The 17,245-nt window shown below is 66.7% G+C and carries 7 protein-coding genes; 1 reads left to right on the top strand and 6 read right to left on the bottom strand.

Features of this window, described 5'->3' with window-relative positions:
* Positions 1–30: 30 nt before the first annotated feature.
* The 5 genes from DMH01_RS26340 to DMH01_RS26320 form a co-directional block, all read right to left on the bottom strand.
* On the bottom strand, positions 31–1,875 hold the full coding sequence (locus DMH01_RS26340) for a selenium-binding family protein (protein ID WP_233621673.1): 1,845 nt from the start codon (positions 1,873–1,875) through the stop codon (positions 31–33).
* A gap of 717 nt (positions 1,876–2,592) precedes the next feature.
* Entirely contained in the window at positions 2,593–4,137 is a 1,545-nt protein-coding gene (locus DMH01_RS26335) for an SdrD B-like domain-containing protein (RefSeq protein WP_233621672.1), read from the bottom strand.
* A gap of 391 nt (positions 4,138–4,528) precedes the next feature.
* On the bottom strand, positions 4,529–6,232 hold the full coding sequence (locus DMH01_RS26330) for an SdrD B-like domain-containing protein (protein ID WP_125679946.1): 1,704 nt from the start codon (positions 6,230–6,232) through the stop codon (positions 4,529–4,531).
* Positions 6,233–6,480: 248 nt separating this feature from the next.
* A complete protein-coding gene (locus DMH01_RS26325) occupies positions 6,481–10,392 on the bottom strand; it encodes a DNA-directed RNA polymerase subunit beta' (RefSeq protein ID WP_125679945.1) in 3,912 nt (1,303 codons plus the stop codon).
* Positions 10,393–10,483: 91 nt separating this feature from the next.
* Positions 10,484–13,984 carry a DNA-directed RNA polymerase subunit beta gene (locus tag DMH01_RS26320; protein WP_125679944.1) on the bottom strand — a complete coding sequence of 1,167 codons (3,501 nt, stop codon included), beginning with the start codon at positions 13,982–13,984 and terminating at the stop codon, positions 10,484–10,486.
* Between the two features lie 787 nt (positions 13,985–14,771).
* On the opposite strand from DMH01_RS26320, the gene DMH01_RS26315 reads away from it, so the two are divergent.
* Positions 14,772–16,010, top strand: a complete 1,239-nt coding sequence (locus DMH01_RS26315) for a hypothetical protein (protein WP_125680387.1) — start codon at positions 14,772–14,774, stop codon at positions 16,008–16,010.
* Between the two features lie 182 nt (positions 16,011–16,192).
* Here the strand turns inward: DMH01_RS26315 and DMH01_RS26310 are convergent, their stop codons facing one another.
* Positions 16,193–17,161 (bottom strand): hypothetical protein, encoded by a 969-nt coding sequence (locus DMH01_RS26310; RefSeq protein ID WP_125680386.1) that lies wholly within the window; start codon positions 17,159–17,161, stop codon positions 16,193–16,195.
* Positions 17,162–17,245 lie beyond the last annotated feature (84 nt).

The following is a 17,245-nucleotide window of genomic DNA, read 5'->3' as shown; positions in this document are numbered from 1 at the left end:
GCCGCCCACGGCCTTCCGCGCCGAGCAGGGTTACTTGAGATCCGCGTCCGCCACGACGAACAGTTCGGAGTGCGGCTTGGCGTTGCCGAAGGACCCGTGCGGCCAGGTCTTCCGGTTGAAGTTGATCCCGACCTGTCCGGTGAACTCGTCACGGAAGTTCTGGTCGACCGCGACCTTTCCGTCCTCGCCGAGGTTCAGCAGATTGACCTTGTGGTCACCGTCCAAACCGGACCGTGCGACGAAGTAGTTCGACACCGCGAGATGCTGCGGCTTGTCGGTTTCGTGGTAGAAGCCGTCGTCACCGAGCACGAAGTTGTCGTACGCGCCCCAGTGCGGGCCGCCGCCGGGCGTACCCGGGTTGATCGGCGCGGCGCCGACGACGGTCGGCAGGTCGCCGCCACCGCCCTGCTGGGACTTCTCCTTCGTGTCGATCCGGCCCTTGATGTTCTCGACCTTGTCGCCGGCGGCGACCAGCTTCTGGATGTCGAGGACGTACACGCCGCCGGTGGTGCCGGGGTCGTGCGGGCCGAGGGCGCCCTTGGAGCGTCCGGTGATCGCGCGGTAGAGGTACTTGTCGTCGGGGCTGGTCTGGATCCAGCCACCGTTGGAGCCACCGCCGTTGGAGTCGTTGTTCGGGTGGATCGCCTTGTTGGCGGCGCCGTCGTCGAACACCTGGATCCAGTGCGGTTCCTTGGCGGTGATGTCCGGTGTGTAGAACACCGCGCCGCCCTGCATCGTCTGGGCGAACGCGCCCTTGTGACCGGGCAGGTTGGTCACCGTGGTCTCCATGACCGCGCGGCTTTCCGCATGCAGCGGGTCCGCGGGATCGGCCCTCGGGCCGTCCGGCAGGTACGAGACCGCCTTGAGCTTCGGCTTGTTGCGGTCGGAGATGTCCCACGTGCGGACGGTCGGCCGCCGCAGATACGGCGACGGCTGCTTCACCGGGTCGAGGATGATGTTGCGCGGCTCGGCGTAGTCGCTGGTGACCAGGGTGTTGAGGTCCTCGCGGGCCTGGATGCCGTGCGGGTTGGCGCAGGTCGGCTTGTCCAGCTGCGGGAGGTTGTCGCACAGCTTCTTGTTGTCGCCCTGCGGTGTGGCCGCCGGGGACTCGGACAGCACCTGCGCGTTCTGGTCGAAGCGGACGACCTCGCCGGGACTTCCGGCGAAACCGTTGCCCACCACGGTGGAACCGTTGGCGTAGGTGTGCGGGCCGGGCACGACCGGACCGCCCATGTACGTGCCGTACGCGGTGCCGTCCTTGAGCACCCAGTACGCGTCCGGCACGGAGCCGCCGAGGGTCTGGGTCGGGAGGCTGACGCCCTTGAGCTTCAGCTGCGGCAACGCGGAGACGTCGAAGGCGTACGTCGCGGCGGCGAACAGCGCGCCGGCGTAGATCGTGTCTCCCTTGTGCCACACGTACTGCATGTGATGCGGCTCGTTCTCGACGAGCGGTCCGACGGTGGCGGTGTTGACGACCTTGCCGTACGTCGGCGAACCCTGCGTCGCATCGATCACGGCGAGGAAGTCCGGACCGGGCAACGCGTTCTTGATCTTGTTCAGGCCGCCGCCGAGCGAACCCGGCAGGTTCTTGACGTCCTTGACCAGGGTGTCGGCGATGTTCTCGTCACCGGCCCAGACCAGCAGCCACTTCTTGCGCTTGCCGTCCGCGCTCCGGGACGCCGCGACGTCCTTGGACACCAGGTGGTTCTGGACCCAGTACTCCTTGCCGTCGGCCGCCTTCTTCGCGTCCTTGACGACCTGGACGTCGGCGTAAGCGCTCGTCGTGGAGCCGGTATAGGTCACCGTTCCCACGGCGAGCGCCGCCGCCAAGGCGCCGATCACCACTTTTCGCCACTTTGGCGAGTTGGATAGCATTCTTTCTCCCTGTTTCGCTACCGAAGCGCCAGACAATTGGCACACCTCTCCCCCTTTTCGCACAGGCGTCACCGGCACGGATCCAAGGGAAAGCAATCAGCCGCCGGTTCCAGTACGAAACCGTTGCGGCACAGCGGAAAGCGTCAGCGTACGAGGAACCGTCGCAGCCGTTGCGAATACGCTGATCAAGTAAGCCCGGAAAGGGTCAGGAATCCATACACAGCGCGCTGGCTTGCTGCCGCAAGTCGACGTGCCGGCGCCACACCAAGGCGACTGGGGATTGCATGGGCGAAATACTCGTGTGAAGCCGCTGGAGTGTCAATCTCGTGATCAAAGAATGAGACACCCCACGGCAGGGTGAATTTCCCACGATGCGGATGGGCCGTTGAGCCGAACGGGTGGCGGTTTTCCGCGTAGTGGGAATTAGGCCACCTGGCGGCACTACCGCAGGTCACAACGGACCAGTAACCCGCCCGCTCACCCCGCAGCGGCGTTACGAGTTCGTTACCCAATCCCGGGAACTCTGATGCCGAGAAGCCTGCAGGGCGCAGCGCGACACCGGAGCTTTCGCGCCGCCGTCGCGCTGCGCCCACCCGGCCCCCGACCTGCGCTCGCCCGACGCAGATCGCGATTAGGGGGCTAAACGCAGGTCGGGCCGGGCAAAGGGAAAGCCCCCGGTCTGGGATCGACCGGGGGCTTTCTCGGGGTGTGTAGCTGTTATTCGGCAGGCTGACGACGGCGGCGGGCGCCGAAGGCCAGAACCCCTCCGAGGCCCAGCGCGGCAAGCGCGAGCACGCCGAGCCAGATCACGTCGGCGCCGGTGCTGGCCAGCCCCGAACCACCCTGTCCGCCACCGGTGCCCTGTCCGGCGGGCGTGGTCGTCGGAGCCAGGGTTTCGGATTTGCCGCAGTCCGCGGGCTGTGTGGGCACGGTGGGCGCGGGCGCCTCACCGGGTTCGGCCTCCACTCGCACCTGCCACGGCTTGTCCTCCGGCCCGGCGACATGGATCGACCTCGGGTTCTCGTACTGGATCCGCCATCCCTGCGGCGTCAGGAGGTACACCTTGTACTCCGGCCCCGGCACCACCTTGCGGAACTCGAAGCGGCCTTCGGCGTCGGTCGTCCGCTCACCGATGACAGGGCACTTCCCATCGGAGACGAGCACGACCTTGACCCCGCTCACGCCCTTCGGCTCACCCTGGCCGGCGAGGTGAACCACGTCACCGACGACGGTGGCCAAGGCTCCAGGGACGGCCGCCTGGTCGTGGGCGTTCGCGTGACCGTCGTTATCGACGTCGCGGTAACCGAAGTCGCAGCTCACCGTGACCACGCCACTGTGGACAGTGGCGTCCGGCACCTTTTCGGATACGTCGATCGCGCGAGTCTCGCCGGGCGCGATCGTCACCCCGTTCCCGAGGTATCCGAGGTCTCCCCAACTCGCGCCGCCCTTCAACGCGTAGCCGGATCCGAAGCGGTCACAACCGGAGACGATGCCTGTGAGCGGGATCGAACCAGAGTTGGTCAAGGTCACGGTGACGTGCGCGAGATCGCCGGATTTGTAGCTGTCCTGGGTGAAGGCCATCGACGCTTTCAACGCGCCGTTCAGCGGCGGTGCTCCGCGAACGAGCAGATCCTTCAAGTCCGGCCCGATCCGCACGATCTCGAACGGGAAGTGCCAACCCTTGAGTTCGACGCCGCCGAGGTAGAACTTCGCGGCCGGGACATCGCCGAAGTCGATCTTCCCGGCCGCGTCGCTCGTGGCCTCGTACGTGGTGGAGCCGTTGAAGTACCTCAGGGTGAGGGTGATTCCGGACAGCTGTTCGCCGTCGTCGGCTCGGCCGTCGCCGTTCTTGTCGCCGAACACGACGCCCTTCGCGTGCCCGGAGACCTTGACGATGTCGACGGACTCCTTGAATTCCCCGGCGCCTGCCCCGGTGCCGTCTTGAACGTAGCCGCGGACGACGGTCTTGGCAGCGGTGAGATCTTGGATCTGCCCGGCGACCTTGACCTCGAAAGTCTCTCCTGCCTCAAGCGTCTTACCGGACCTGAGGCGGTCCAGTTCTCCCCAGCCGGGATCGGACGGGACCGACAGGTCGGACGGATCGCTGATGAAAGGGACCACCTTGAGGCCCACAGCGCGGGCGGTGCCGGTGTTCTTGACCTTGAAAGTGAAGGTGACGTTCTCGTCGGTCCGGAATTCGCTCTTGTCGAAGACCAGTGAAGATACGAGCTGCGGCCGTTCGGCCTGCGGCTTCGGCGCCACCGGAGGTGCGCTTTCCGCAACCGACGAACTAGGCGGCGGAGTGGAACTCGCCGGTGCTTCGGATGTCGCCGGCGCACTCGATGCCGGTGACGAAGGTGCCGGATCCGCTCCGGCGGGCGTGGCCAATACGCCCGTCAATGCCGCCGCCGCGGCGAAGGTCGCGAGATAGACCGCCCCAGTACGAAAGCTCGATCTACCGCCTGGTGATTTGTTCACGCAGAGTCACCCCTGATTACCCAGATGGAAATGCGCATAGCCCCCGAACCGCGTAGAACTGAATCACCCTATCGGGGTTCACGAAGAGCCAGTACCTATTTCAAGTGGCTTAGGTTGTCGGCATACGAGAAAGCCCCCGGTGTGAGACCGGGGGCTTTCTCGTGATGGTCGCTGTTTACTCGACAGGCCTGCGACGGCGGCGGGCACCGAAGATCAGAACCGCGCCGAGACCCAGCGCGGCCAGCGCCAGCGCACCGAGCCAGATCACGTCGGCTCCGGTGCTGGCCAGCCCCGAACCGCCCTGTCCGCCGCCGGAACCCTGCTCTCCGCCCGGCGCACCAGGTACCGGAGTGGTGGTACCGGGCTTGCCACAGGTCGAAGGCTGGGCGGGCACGGCAGGAAGCGGAGCCTCGCCTTTCTCGGCCTCGACGAACGTCCGGCCGACGTTGTCCTCCGGGCCCACGACAAGGATCGACGTCGGATTGTCGTACTTGATCCGCCAGCCCTGAGGGGGCAGGAAGTACAGGCTGTAGTCCGGCCCAGGCGCTACCTTGCGGAACTCGAAGTGTCCCTTTTCGTCGGTCGTCGTCTCACCCGCGACCGGGCAGTCACCCTTGGAGACGAGTACGACCTTGACGCCGGAAAGACCTTCTCGGGGCTTGTCCGGGCCTGCGTTGTGCACGACTTCCCCGACGACGGAGGCGACACCACCCGGCACCGCCGCTCTGGCATGGGCCGTGGCGTGGTTGTCGATGTCGACCTCGCCATAGCCGAAGTCACACTCCACCCCGACATAGCCGACGTTGAGCGCGGCGCCCGGCACCTTCTCCGACACGTCGAACGTCCTCGTCTGTCCCGGAGCGATCGTGGCGCCGTCCGTGCCGGAGTCGAGTTCTCCCCAACCGGACCTGCCTTTGAGAGCATGGTCGGCACCCGCGCGATTGCATGCGGCCACGATGCCGCTGAGCGGGACCGTTCCGGAGTTGGTCAGCGTCACGGAGACATGCGCGGTCTCACCAGGCTGATAGGTGTCCTTGGCGAAGGCCAGCGATGCTTTCAACGCGCCGTTCAACGGCGGCGAGCCTCGAAGGAGCAAGTCCTTCTCACCGGGCTCGATCTTGACGAGCTTGGACGGGAACAACCAGCCCTTGATCACCTCGCCACCGAAGCGATACTCGGCAGCGGGGACATCACCGAACTCGATCCGACCGCCCGCATCGCTCGTGGCGGTGAAATTGGTGGGGCCATAGTTGTATTGCAGCTTGAGGGTTATGCCGTCCAGCTTTTCCCCGTCGTCGAGCGTGCCGCTGCCGTTCTTGTCGCCATAGACGACACCCGTCACGCGGCCGGTCTCTTTGGTGATCTTCGTGGTGCCGGAGAACTCACCGACCCTGAACCTGCTGTCGTCGAAGATGTTTCCCTGCACGACGGCGGAGGAGCTCTCGAGGTCCTTGACCTTCCCGGCGATCGGGAGCTCGAAGCTCTCGCCCGGCTTGAGGTTCTTTTTCTCCCGTCCGAGCACGAGCGGTCCCCAGCCCGGTTCGTGGGGGACCACCAAATCGGTCGGCTCACTGAACGACTGGGAGACCCAGATCCCGTTCGCGTCGACGGTGCCGACATTTTTGATCTTGAAAGTAAAACGGACGTCCTCGTCGGTCCGATAAGACAGCTTGTCGAAGACGGCCGAGGCCTCGATTTTCGCTCGCTCGGCCTGCGGTTTCGGCGCCGCGGGAGCCGAGCTCTCCGCAGGTGGCACGCTGGGCGACGGAGTCGTGGAACTCGACGGCGCCTCGGATGTCGCCGGTGTGGTGGAGACAGGCGCCGAAGGCTCCGGATCCGCTACAGCGGGCGTGGCGTACACGCCGGTCAATGCCGCCATGGCGGCGAAAAGGACAACCCCAGTACGCGCGATGGATCTCGCGCCAGGTCTTTTGCTCACGCAGAGTCTCCCCAGATAACCCAATGGAATGCGCACAGCCCCCGAGCCGCGTGGAACCAGATCAATTTAACGAGTTCCGCAGGGGGCGCCTACCTATTTCGGGTGAAGGGGTTCAAACTGGAACATTCCGGGAACGGGAAGGGCCCCCGCCGGATCGGCGGGGGCCCTTCTCGTGGATTTCGCTTCGGTCAGCGGAAGTCGCGGCCGAAGTCGTAGTCGTCCAGCGGCACCGCGGCGCCCGGCGTGGAGCCGAACACATCCGGGGTGTAGTAGCCGTCGTCGTAGGACGGGATCGCGTAAGCGGCGACCCGCGCCTCCTCGGTCGGCTGCACCTGGATGTTGCGGTACTTGTTGATCCCGGTACCGGCCGGGATCAGCTTACCGATGATCACGTTCTCCTTGAGGCCCACGAGCTTGTCCGAGCGGCCGTTGATGGCCGCGTCGGTCAGGACACGCGTGGTCTCCTGGAACGAGGCCGCCGACAGCCACGAGTCCGTGGTCAGCGAGGCCTTCGTGATCCCCATCAGCACCGGACGACCCGAGGCGGGCTCGCCGCCTTCGGCGACCGACGCCCGGTTCTTCGCCTCGAACTTGGTCCGCTCGGGCAGCTCGCCCGGCAGGAAGTCCGTGGCACCGGAGTCGATGATCGTCACCCGGCGCAGCATCTGCCGGACGATGACCTCGATGTGCTTGTCGTGGATCGACACACCCTGCGCCCGGTACACCTTCTGGACCTCGTCAACCAGGTGCATCTGCGCCTCGCGCGGTCCCATGACCCGCAGGACCTCGTGCGGGTCCGGCGTGCCTTCGAGCAGCTGCTGACCGACGTTGACCCGGTCACCGTCGCCCAGCGGGCCGTTCGGGGTGTTCGCGAGCCGCTGACGCTTGGACAGCTTGTCGAAGACGATCTCTTCGCTGCCGTCGTCCGGGATCAGCGTGATCTTCCAGAACCGCTCGCTCTCCTCGATGCGCACCCGGCCATCGACGTCGGCGATCGGCGCCTTGCCCTTCGGGACCCGGGCCTCGAACAGCTCCTGGACACGGGGCAGACCGGTCGTGATGTCGTCACCGGCGACACCACCCTGGTGGAACGTACGCATCGTCAGCTGCGTACCCGGCTCACCGATCGACTGGGCCGCGACGATACCCACGGCCTCGCCGACGTCGACGAGCTGACCGGTCGCCATGGACCGGCCGTAGCAGGTGGCGCAGATACCGACGGCCGACTCGCAGGTCAGCACCGAGCGCACCTTGACCTTGGAGATCCCGCTCGAGATGAGCTTGTCGATCGCCGGGTCACCGATGTCGTCACCGGCGTTGAGCACGACGTTGCCCTTGGCGTCGACCGCGTCGGTCGCCAGGTTCCGCGCGTACACGCTGGTCTCGACGTGCTGGTCGCGCAGGACCTTGCCGTCGCCGATGTCCTCGCCGATCGGCATGTTGATGCCGCGGGTGGTGCCACAGTCGACCTCGCGGACGATGACGTCCTGCGACACGTCCACCAGACGACGGGTCAGGTAACCCGAGTCGGCGGTACGGAGCGCCGTGTCCGCCAGACCCTTACGGGCACCGTGCGTCGCGATGAAGTACTCCGCCACCGACAGGCCTTCACGGAAGTTGGCCTTGATCGGACGCGGGATGTACTCACCCTTCGGGTTCGACACCAGACCACGCATACCGGCCAGCGACCGGACCTGCGTCATGTTGCCCGCCGCGCCCGACTTCACGATCATCGCGATCGGGTTGTCGTCCGGCAGCGCCGTCTCCATGATCTTGTGGACCTCTTCGGTGGCCTGCGTCCACACCTTGACGAGCTCGTTGTTGCGCTCGGCGTGCGACAGCTGACCACGCTGGTACCGCTTCTCGACCTGGTCGGCCTTGCCTTCGTACTCGTCCAGAATGGCCTTCTTGCCGGTCGGGACGAGAACGTCGGAGATCGCGACCGTGACGCCCGAACGGGTCGCCCAGTAGAAACCGGCGTCCTTCAGGCGGTCCAGGGTCTGCGCGACCTGGGTCATCGAGTAGCGCTCGGCGAGGTCGTTCACGATCGCGGCCTGACGCTTCTTCGGCATCGGCTCGTTGATGAACGGGTAGTCCGCCGGCAGCAGCTCGTTGAACAGCACGCGGCCCAGGGTGGTCTCGGCCAGCCACATCTTGCCCGGCTCCCAGCCCTTCTCCGCGAGCGCCGCTTCGTCGGCCTTGGCGGGCTGACGGTCGGTGATGCGGATCTTGACCGGGGCGTGCAGGCTCAGCGCCTTGCGGTCGAACGCCATGATCGCCTCGGCGGGCGACGAGTACGCGTTGCCCGCGCCCTCGGCGTTCTCGTTCAGGCGGGTCAGGTGGAACAGACCCGTCACCATGTCCAGTCGCGGCATGGCGAGCGGACGGCCCGACGCCGGCGAAAGGATGTTGTTCGCCGACAGCATCAGGATGCGGGCCTCGGCCTGCGCCTCCGCGGACAGCGGGAGGTGCACGGCCATCTGGTCACCGTCGAAGTCCGCGTTGAACGCTTCGCAGACCAGCGGGTGCAGCTGGATGGCCTTGCCTTCGACCAGCTGCGGCTCGAAGGCCTGGATACCGAGGCGGTGCAGGGTCGGCGCACGGTTCAGCATCACCGGGTGGCCGGTGATGACCTCTTCGAGCACGTCCCACACCTGCGGACGCGACCGCTCCACCATCCGCTTGGCGGACTTGATGTTCTGCGCGTGGTTCAGGTCGACCAGCCGCTTCATGACGAACGGCTTGAACAGCTCGAGCGCCATGTCCTTCGGCAGACCGCACTGGTGCAGCTTCAGCTGCGGACCGACGATGATGACCGAACGGCCCGAGTAGTCGACACGCTTGCCGAGCAGGTTCTGACGGAACCGGCCCTGCTTGCCCTTGAGCAGGTCGGACAGCGACTTCAGCGGACGGTTACCGGGACCGGTGACCGGGCGGCCGCGACGGCCGTTGTCGAACAGCGCGTCGACGGCCTCCTGCAGCATCCGCTTCTCGTTGTTGACGATGATCTCGGGCGCGCCGAGGTCGATCAGCCGCTTCAACCGGTTGTTCCGGTTGATCACCCGGCGGTAGAGGTCGTTCAGGTCGGAGGTGGCGAACCGGCCACCGTCGAGCTGGACCATCGGGCGCAGGTCCGGCGGGATCACCGGGACGGCGTCGAGCACCATGCCGCGCGGGTCGTTGCCGGTGGCCTGGAAGGCCGCGACGACCTTGAGCCGCTTCAGCGCGCGGAGCTTCTTCTGCCCCTTGCCGTTGCGGATGGTGTCGCGCAGGCTCTCGGCCTCCGCGGCGACGTCGAACTCGGTGGCCAGCTTCTGGATGGCCTCCGCGCCCATGCCGCCGGTGAAGTACTCGCCGTAGCGGTCGACGAGCTCGCGGTAGAGCAGCTCGTCGGCGATCAGCTGACGGGTGTCGAGCTTCGTGAAGGTCGTCCAGACCTCCTCGAGACGGTCCAGCTCGCGACCGGCGCGGTCACGCAGCTGACGCATCTCGCGCTCGCCGCCTTCCTTGACCTTGCGGCGGACGTCGGACTTGGCGCCCTCCGCCTCCAGCTCGGCCAGGTCGGCTTCCAGCTTCTGCGCCCGTGCCTCGATGTCCGCGTCGCGCTTGGTCTCGAGGTTCTTGCGCTCGACACCGATCTCGTTCTCGAGGGTCGGCAGGTCGTTGTGCCGCAGCTCGGTGTTCACACCGGTGATCACGTAGGCCGCGAAGTAGATGATCTTCTCGAGGTCCTTCGGCGCCAGGTCGAGCAGGTAGCCCAGGCGGGAGGGAACACCCTTGAAGTACCAGATGTGGGTGACGGGAGCGGCCAGCTCGATGTGGCCCATCCGCTCACGACGCACCTTGGCGCGGGTGACCTCGACGCCACAGCGCTCGCAGATGATGCCCTTGAAGCGGACTCGCTTGTACTTACCGCAGTAGCACTCCCAGTCCCGGGTCGGGCCGAAGATCTTCTCGCAGAAGAGGCCGTCCTTCTCGGGCTTGAGCGTCCGGTAGTTGATGGTCTCCGGCTTCTTCACCTCGCCGAAGGACCACTGACGAATGTCGTCGGCGGTGGCGAGGCCGATGCGGAGCTCATCGAAGAAGTTGACGTCCAGCACGTCTTTACATCCCCTTGGGGTTGATGCGACTAGAGGAGTTGGCGAGCGGAGGCGGGAGCCCACGGGAGGCAGGCTCCCGCCTCATCGCGGGTCAGTGCACGACGTCGTCCACCGAGGGCGACTCGTTGCGGGACAGGTTGATGCCGAGGTTGGCCGCGGCACGCTCGAGGTCCTCGTCGTCGGAGTCGCGCATCTCGATCGCGGCGCCGTCGCTGGACAGCACCTCGACGTTGAGGCAGAGCGACTGGAGCTCCTTCAGGAGCACCTTGAACGACTCGGGGATACCCGGCTCGGGGATGTTCTCCCCCTTGACGATGGCCTCGTACACCTTGACGCGGCCGACCACGTCGTCCGACTTGATCGTCAGGAGCTCCTGCAGGGTGTATGCGGCGCCGTACGCCTGCATCGCCCAGCACTCCATCTCGCCGAATCGCTGGCCACCGAACTGCGCCTTACCACCCAGCGGCTGCTGCGTGATCATCGAGTACGGACCGGTGGACCGGGCGTGGATCTTGTCGTCGACCAGGTGGTGCAGCTTCAGGATGTACATGTAGCCGACCGAGACCGGGTACGGGAACGGCTCGCCGGAGCGGCCGTCCAGCAGCGTGGCCTTGCCGTTCTGCTTGACCATGCGCTCGCCGTCGCGGTTCGGCTTGGTCGCGCCGAGCAGCCCGGTGAGCTCCTCTTCCTTGGCGCCGTCGAACACCGGGGTCGCGGTGTTCGTGCCGGGGTCGACGTCGTAGAGCTCCTCGTTGAGGTTCTTCGCCCAGTCCGGGTTGCCCTCGATCTTCCACCCCTGCGACGCCAGCCAGCCCAGGTGAAGCTCCAGGACCTGGCCGATGTTCATACGACGCGGGACACCGTGGGTGTTCAGGATGATGTCGACGGGCGTGCCGTCCTCCATGAACGGCATGTCCTCGGCGGGGAGGATCTTGCCGATGACACCCTTGTTCCCGTGGCGGCCGGCGAGCTTGTCGCCCGGCTGGATCTTCCGCTTCTGGGCCACGTAGACGCGGACCAGTTCGTTGACGCCCGGGGGCAGCTCGTCGTCGTCCTCGCGCGAGAACACGCGGATGCCGATGACCTTGCCGGTCTCACCGTGCGGCACCTTCAGGGAGGTGTCGCGGACCTCACGGGCCTTCTCGCCGAAGATCGCGCGGAGCAGGCGCTCCTCCGGGGTCAGCTCGGTCTCACCCTTGGGCGTGACCTTGCCGACCAGGATGTCGCCGTCGCGGACCTCGGCACCGATGCGGATGATGCCGCGCTCGTCGAGGTCGGCGAGGACCTCCTCGGAGACGTTCGGGATGTCCCGGGTGATCTCCTCGGCGCCCAGCTTGGTGTCGCGGGCGTCGATCTCGTGCTCCTCGATGTGGATCGACGTGAGCACGTCGTCCTGCACCAGGCGCTCGGAGAGGATGATCGCGTCCTCGTAGTTGTGGCCCTCCCACGGCATGACCGCGACGAGCAGGTTCTTGCCGAGCGCCATCTCACCGTTCTCGGTGGACGGGCCGTCGGCGATGACCTGCCCCTGCTCGACCCGGTCGCCCTCGTTGACGATCGGGCGGTGGTTGAAGCAGGTGCCGTGGTTCGAGCGACGGAACTTGTACAGTCCGTAGCTCTTCCGCGTGCCGTCGTCGTGCATGATCGTGATCAGGTCGGCCGAGAGCTCCTCGACCACACCGGCCTGCTCGGCGACGAGCACGTCACCGGCGTCCACCGCGGCGCGCAGCTCCACACCGGTGCCGACGTACGGCGCCTGGTTGCGGAGCAGCGGAACGGCCTGACGCTGCATGTTCGCGCCCATGAGCGCGCGGTTCGCGTCGTCGTGCTCGAGGAACGGGATCATCGCCGTCGCGACCGAGACCATCTGCCGCGGCGAGACGTCCATGTAGTCCACGTCCAGCGGGTCGATCAGCTCGACCTCGCCGCCCTTCTTACGGACCAGGACGCGGTCTTCGACGAAGGTGCCGTCTTCCGAGATCGGCGCGTTCGCCTGCGCCTTCACGTAGCGGTCTTCCTCGTCCGCGGTGAGGTAGTCGACCTGGTCGGTGACGCGGCCCTCGACGACCTTGCGGTACGGGGTCTCGATGAAACCGAACGGGTTGACCCGCGCGTACGAGCAGAGCGAACCGATCAGGCCGATGTTCGGGCCTTCCGGCGTCTCGATCGGGCACATGCGGCCGTAGTGCGACGGGTGGACGTCACGGACCTCCATGCCGGCGCGCTCACGCGACAGACCACCCGGGCCGAGGGCGGACAGACGACGCTTGTGCGTCAGCCCCGACAGCGGGTTGTTCTGGTCCATGAACTGCGACAGCTGCGAAGTACCGAAGAACTCCTTGATCGCCGCCACGACGGGACGGATGTTGATCAGGGTCTGCGGCGTGATCGCCTCGACGTCCTGGGTGGTCATCCGCTCGCGGACGACGCGCTCCATCCGGGACAGACCCACGCGGATCTGGTTCTGGATGAGCTCGCCGACGGTGCGGAGACGACGGTTGCCGAAGTGGTCGATGTCGTCGGTCTCGACCGGGATGACCTGGTCGCCGACGGTCGCCTTGTCCTCGCCCGCGTGCAGGCGGACCAGGTACTCGATCGTCGAGACGATGTCCTCTTCGGTCAGTGTCCCGGTGTCGTACGGCGTGGTCAGGCCGAGCTTCTTGTTCAGCTTGTACCGGCCGACCTTCGCCAGGTCGTAGCGCTTCGGCTTGAAGAACAGGTTCTCCAGCAGCGTCTGCGCGCTCTCCTTCGTGGGCGGTTCGCCCGGGCGCAGCTTGCGGTAAATGTCGAGCAGCGCCTCGTCGGTGCCGGCGGTGTGGTCCTTCTCGAGGGTGGCGAGCAGCGTCTCGGAGAACGAGAAGCGCTCACGGATCGCCTCGGTGGTCCAGCCCAGCGCCTTCAGCAGCACGGTGACCGGCTGGCGGCGCTTGCGGTCGATGCGGACGCCGACGGTGTCGCGCTTGTCGACGTCGAACTCGAGCCAGGCACCCCGGCTCGGGATGACGCGGACGTTGAAGACGTCCTTGTCGGTGGTCTTGTCGACGCTGGTGTCGAAGTACACACCCGGCGAACGGACCAGCTGGGACACGACGACACGCTCGGTGCCGTTGATGACGAAGGTGCCCTTGTCGGTCATCACCGGGAAGTCGCCCATGAAGACCGTCTGGCTCTTGATCTCGCCGGTGTTGTTGTTCACGAACTCGGCGGTCACGAACAGCGGGGCCGCGTACGTCATGTCCTTGTCCTTGCACTCCTCGACGGAGGCCTTGACCTCGTCGAAGCGCGGGTCGGAGAAGGACAGCGACATGGATCCGGAGAAGTCTTCGATCGGCGAGATCTCGTTGAGGACCTCTTCCAGGCCGCCGACCGGGTTTTCTTCACCTTCTTCGACGCGGCGTTCGAACCACGCCTCGTCGCCGGTGAACCATTCAAAGGACCTGATCTGCACGTCGAGCAGGTTCGGGGTGCTGAGCGGCTCGCGAATCTTTGCGAAGGAGACCCGCTTGGGGGCTCCCGGGATTCCCGTGGACTCCGAGCGAGATACAGCCGAGGTGGTCGCAGCAGTGGCCTGGTTCGCGGGAGAGACTGCCAAGATGCGTCCTTCCGGGGACAATGAGCGGTGAGCAGCCGCGTCAGCAACAGCTGATGCGGTCTGTCAAGGGTGCCGTGTGCCCACTATCCTAACTACCGGCTCCGGGCAGCCTGAAAGAGGGCAGCGCAAAGAAGCAGTCTAGCCCGAACGTCGCGGTCTGTCCAGGGGGCGCTCCCGATGGGGCCCAGCCTGCATCGCAACGTCTTCAGGTATGCCTCTCCTCGGCCTCCCCGGACCGTCCCTCCCGCAAGGGCACCGCCGGTTCTCACCGTTGCCAGTAAGCGTGACCCCACAGGGGCTCTGAGTCAAGATGCCGCGCGGTGGTCCCGCCGGTTGGCGCAGCGTCGAAGTAGCTTCGGGCGGGGTGCTTCACAGGACGATCATCCTGGTTACCGTCCGGTACGCGCAGGTGACGGCGCCGGGGCGCCGACCTGCGTTTAGCGGGCTAAACGCGATCCTGACCCGAGGCGCTTCGGGGGCCGCTGGGTCGGGCGGCGGGGTGCTTGGGGGCGGCACTCGGCGTTTCGGGGCGTGTGGCGGCTGTGATCGGTGAGTCTTCTGGTGCGGCGCACAGGGAGGGCCGCCCGGATCGCGTTTAGCGGGCTAAACGCGACGCGTCGGGGCGTGGCTGCGGGGACTGGGTGGGGTCGGGAGGTCGTGAGTGCGTTGGGTCGTTCTAACGACCCGAAGCACTCACGAGCCCACCGGAGGCCCTGGACCCGGCGGATCGCGTTTAGCCCGCTAAACGCGATCCGCCGGGCGCTGCCAGACTGGCCGCGTGTGCGAAATGTGCGAGCAGGACGCCAGTGCCGAGATGCCGCCGTCGATGCCCCCGGTCTTCTTGCGGCCGGAGGCCGAGCTACGGCTGGCCGCCGAGCGGAGCCCCCTCCTCGACGATCTCCGCGAATACGTCGCCGGGCTGGACGAGAACAGCGAGCCGGGCTACACGCTGATCCCTCGGTGGGCGGAGGCTTCCGGGCTGGTCCGGGTCTTCAAGGGCAAGCACGTGCCCGTCAAGAAGAACGCGAAGCTCCTCGACGACCCGCTCCAGCTCTGGGAGCGGCTGTACTCGACGATCGGTGAAGCCGGGTTCGGCATCGCCTCCCAAGACGATGCCGTGCCACCGGCCTTCGGGATCCTGTTTCCCCACCTCGTCTCATCGATCTCCCTCACGCTCTACCAGTCGGGTCCGGTCCCGGTGCCGGTCGAACTCCTCTTCGAGGTCTTGGCTTCGGCACTCGGTCTTGGGCAGGCACCTGACGAGTCGACTCGGTACGCGACAGCCGTCACGCTGGATTTGCTGCACCGGTTCGGCGCGATCGAACAGGGCACCGCAGACCCGGCCGGGCTCGCGAGGATCGCCGAGATCTCCGGCAGGCCCGATCCCTCCCCTGTCCTCGTCAGCCTCACCCCGATCGCGGTCTGGGCGATCAACAGGGAACTCCGCGAGGCCGGAATGGATGCACCGGTCATCGGTGACGCCGCGGAAGAGAGCCTCGGCGAGCTGAGCCCACGCCTTATCGACACCGCGCCGGAGATCATCGACGCGGAGCTGAAGGCCTGGGTCCAGCACAGGTCACCTTCCGACGCGGCAGCGGAGGCGACCGAGTTCCTCCGCGCGGCCCGGCTGCCCGAAGAACGGCTGTTCGCCCTGATCGCACTCGGGGAAACCGGCGAGCTCGGCCTCGATGCCGCTGTGGGAGTCCGAGCCGAAGGCGGTCTGATCGGCGCGGTCGCCGCGATGTGGCTGTCCGAACAGGGAGCGGCCGACCCGGAAACGGTCACGCGCGAGGAGGTCGTCCTCGGGATGGTCGACCATTTCGCGGCGATGCACGCGCTCGGCGCGTTCGTCCATCAACTCGCCGACATGGACGGCGGCTTCGACATCGTGGACCTGCTGACGTCCTCCCGCCACCCGGACAGACTCGAACTCCTGAAGGTCGTCGGCGCGGAACACCCGGACCGGAATATGGCCAAGAAGGCGCGAAAGGCGAGCTACAAGCTCCGGTCCAGCGGCGACGCGTAGGCCCCCTGGTCAGCGCGCCGACGCGTGACGATTAGCCCGCTAAACGCAGGTCAGCGGGGCAGGCACCGGGAAGCCGTGAAGGCCTCCTTGAGGGACTCTGGGTCCCTTAAGGAGGCCTTCACGGAATAGGGCGCACGACGCGGACCCGGATCGCGTTTAGCGGGCTAAACGCGATCCGGGGGTCACTTGGAGGGGGCCGGGGAAGCGGGGGGTGAGGCGGGGGCCGAAGAGGCGGCCGGGTTGGGCGGAGCGGCGTAGGTGTTCATCGCCGTGATCTTCCACTTGTCGCCCTGCAGTTCCGCGTTCAAGTGCAGCTGCGCGCTCCCGGCGGTGGTCTTGTTCGTGTCGGCCCGCGTCGAGCTCTGGTCGACGAACACCATCACGTCGGCCCGGTCGCCTTCCAGCCGGATGACGGCGCTGCGGGTGACCTTGCAGGTCACGACCATCTTCTGCTGCGGGGCCAGCCGCTTGACCTCGCCCATCAGCAGGTTGTACTTCGCCCGCACCTCGTCGTTGACCAGCAGGTCGCCCGCCGCGGTCTCGGTCTTCGCGATGTTGTTGTAGTCGTACGAGAACAGCGCCTCGGTCGCCTTCGCGACCTGGTCCTTGACCTGCGCGGTCTTCGCGACGTCCAGCAGCGCGGTGTTGTTCGTCGAGCTGGACACCTCGTCGGCCTGGATCTTGAAGAGCACCGCGGTCGCGGCCAGCAGCAGTCCGACGACGACCAGCGCGCCCGCCAGGATCAGCTGCCTCGATGCCGGCTTCTTCCCGGGCTCCGAATCCTCATCGGAAGCGACCTCGGCTTCGGCCTCTTCGAGGTCGTCCGGCTTGTCTTCGGCAGCCGCGCGGACCTTCGCACGCGGGCTCGGCTTCGCGACAACCTCGTCTTCGGGAGCTTCGGAGACTTCGGCGGCTTCGGGAGCTTCGGAGGGCTCTTCAGGGGCCTCGACAGCGGCCACCTCAGGCTCAGGCTCAGCCGCCTCAACGGGCTCAGGCTCGGGTTCCGGCGCAGGCGCAGGCGCAGGACGCGGAGCCGGCCGCGGCGACGGGCGGCGAACCGGCGTCGGCGTTTCGTCGACCTCGACCTCGGAAGCAGAGCCTTCCGGAGAGGCGGGAGCAGGAGACGCACCGGGCCGTCGCAGGCCGGCCACCCGGGGGCGGCGCACCGGCGGAGTGCTGCGAGGGGGCTGGCGACGGGAGGGGGGCACTACGTGGCTCCGTTCTAGGTGACGCTC

Origin of the sequence: Amycolatopsis sp. WAC 04182 (assembly GCF_003947465.1) — a bacterium.
Taxonomy (GTDB): Bacteria; Actinomycetota; Actinomycetes; order Mycobacteriales; family Pseudonocardiaceae; genus Amycolatopsis.
The sequence above is the reverse complement of the archived record's forward strand: the minus strand, read 5'-3'. Positions and strand labels throughout refer to the sequence as shown.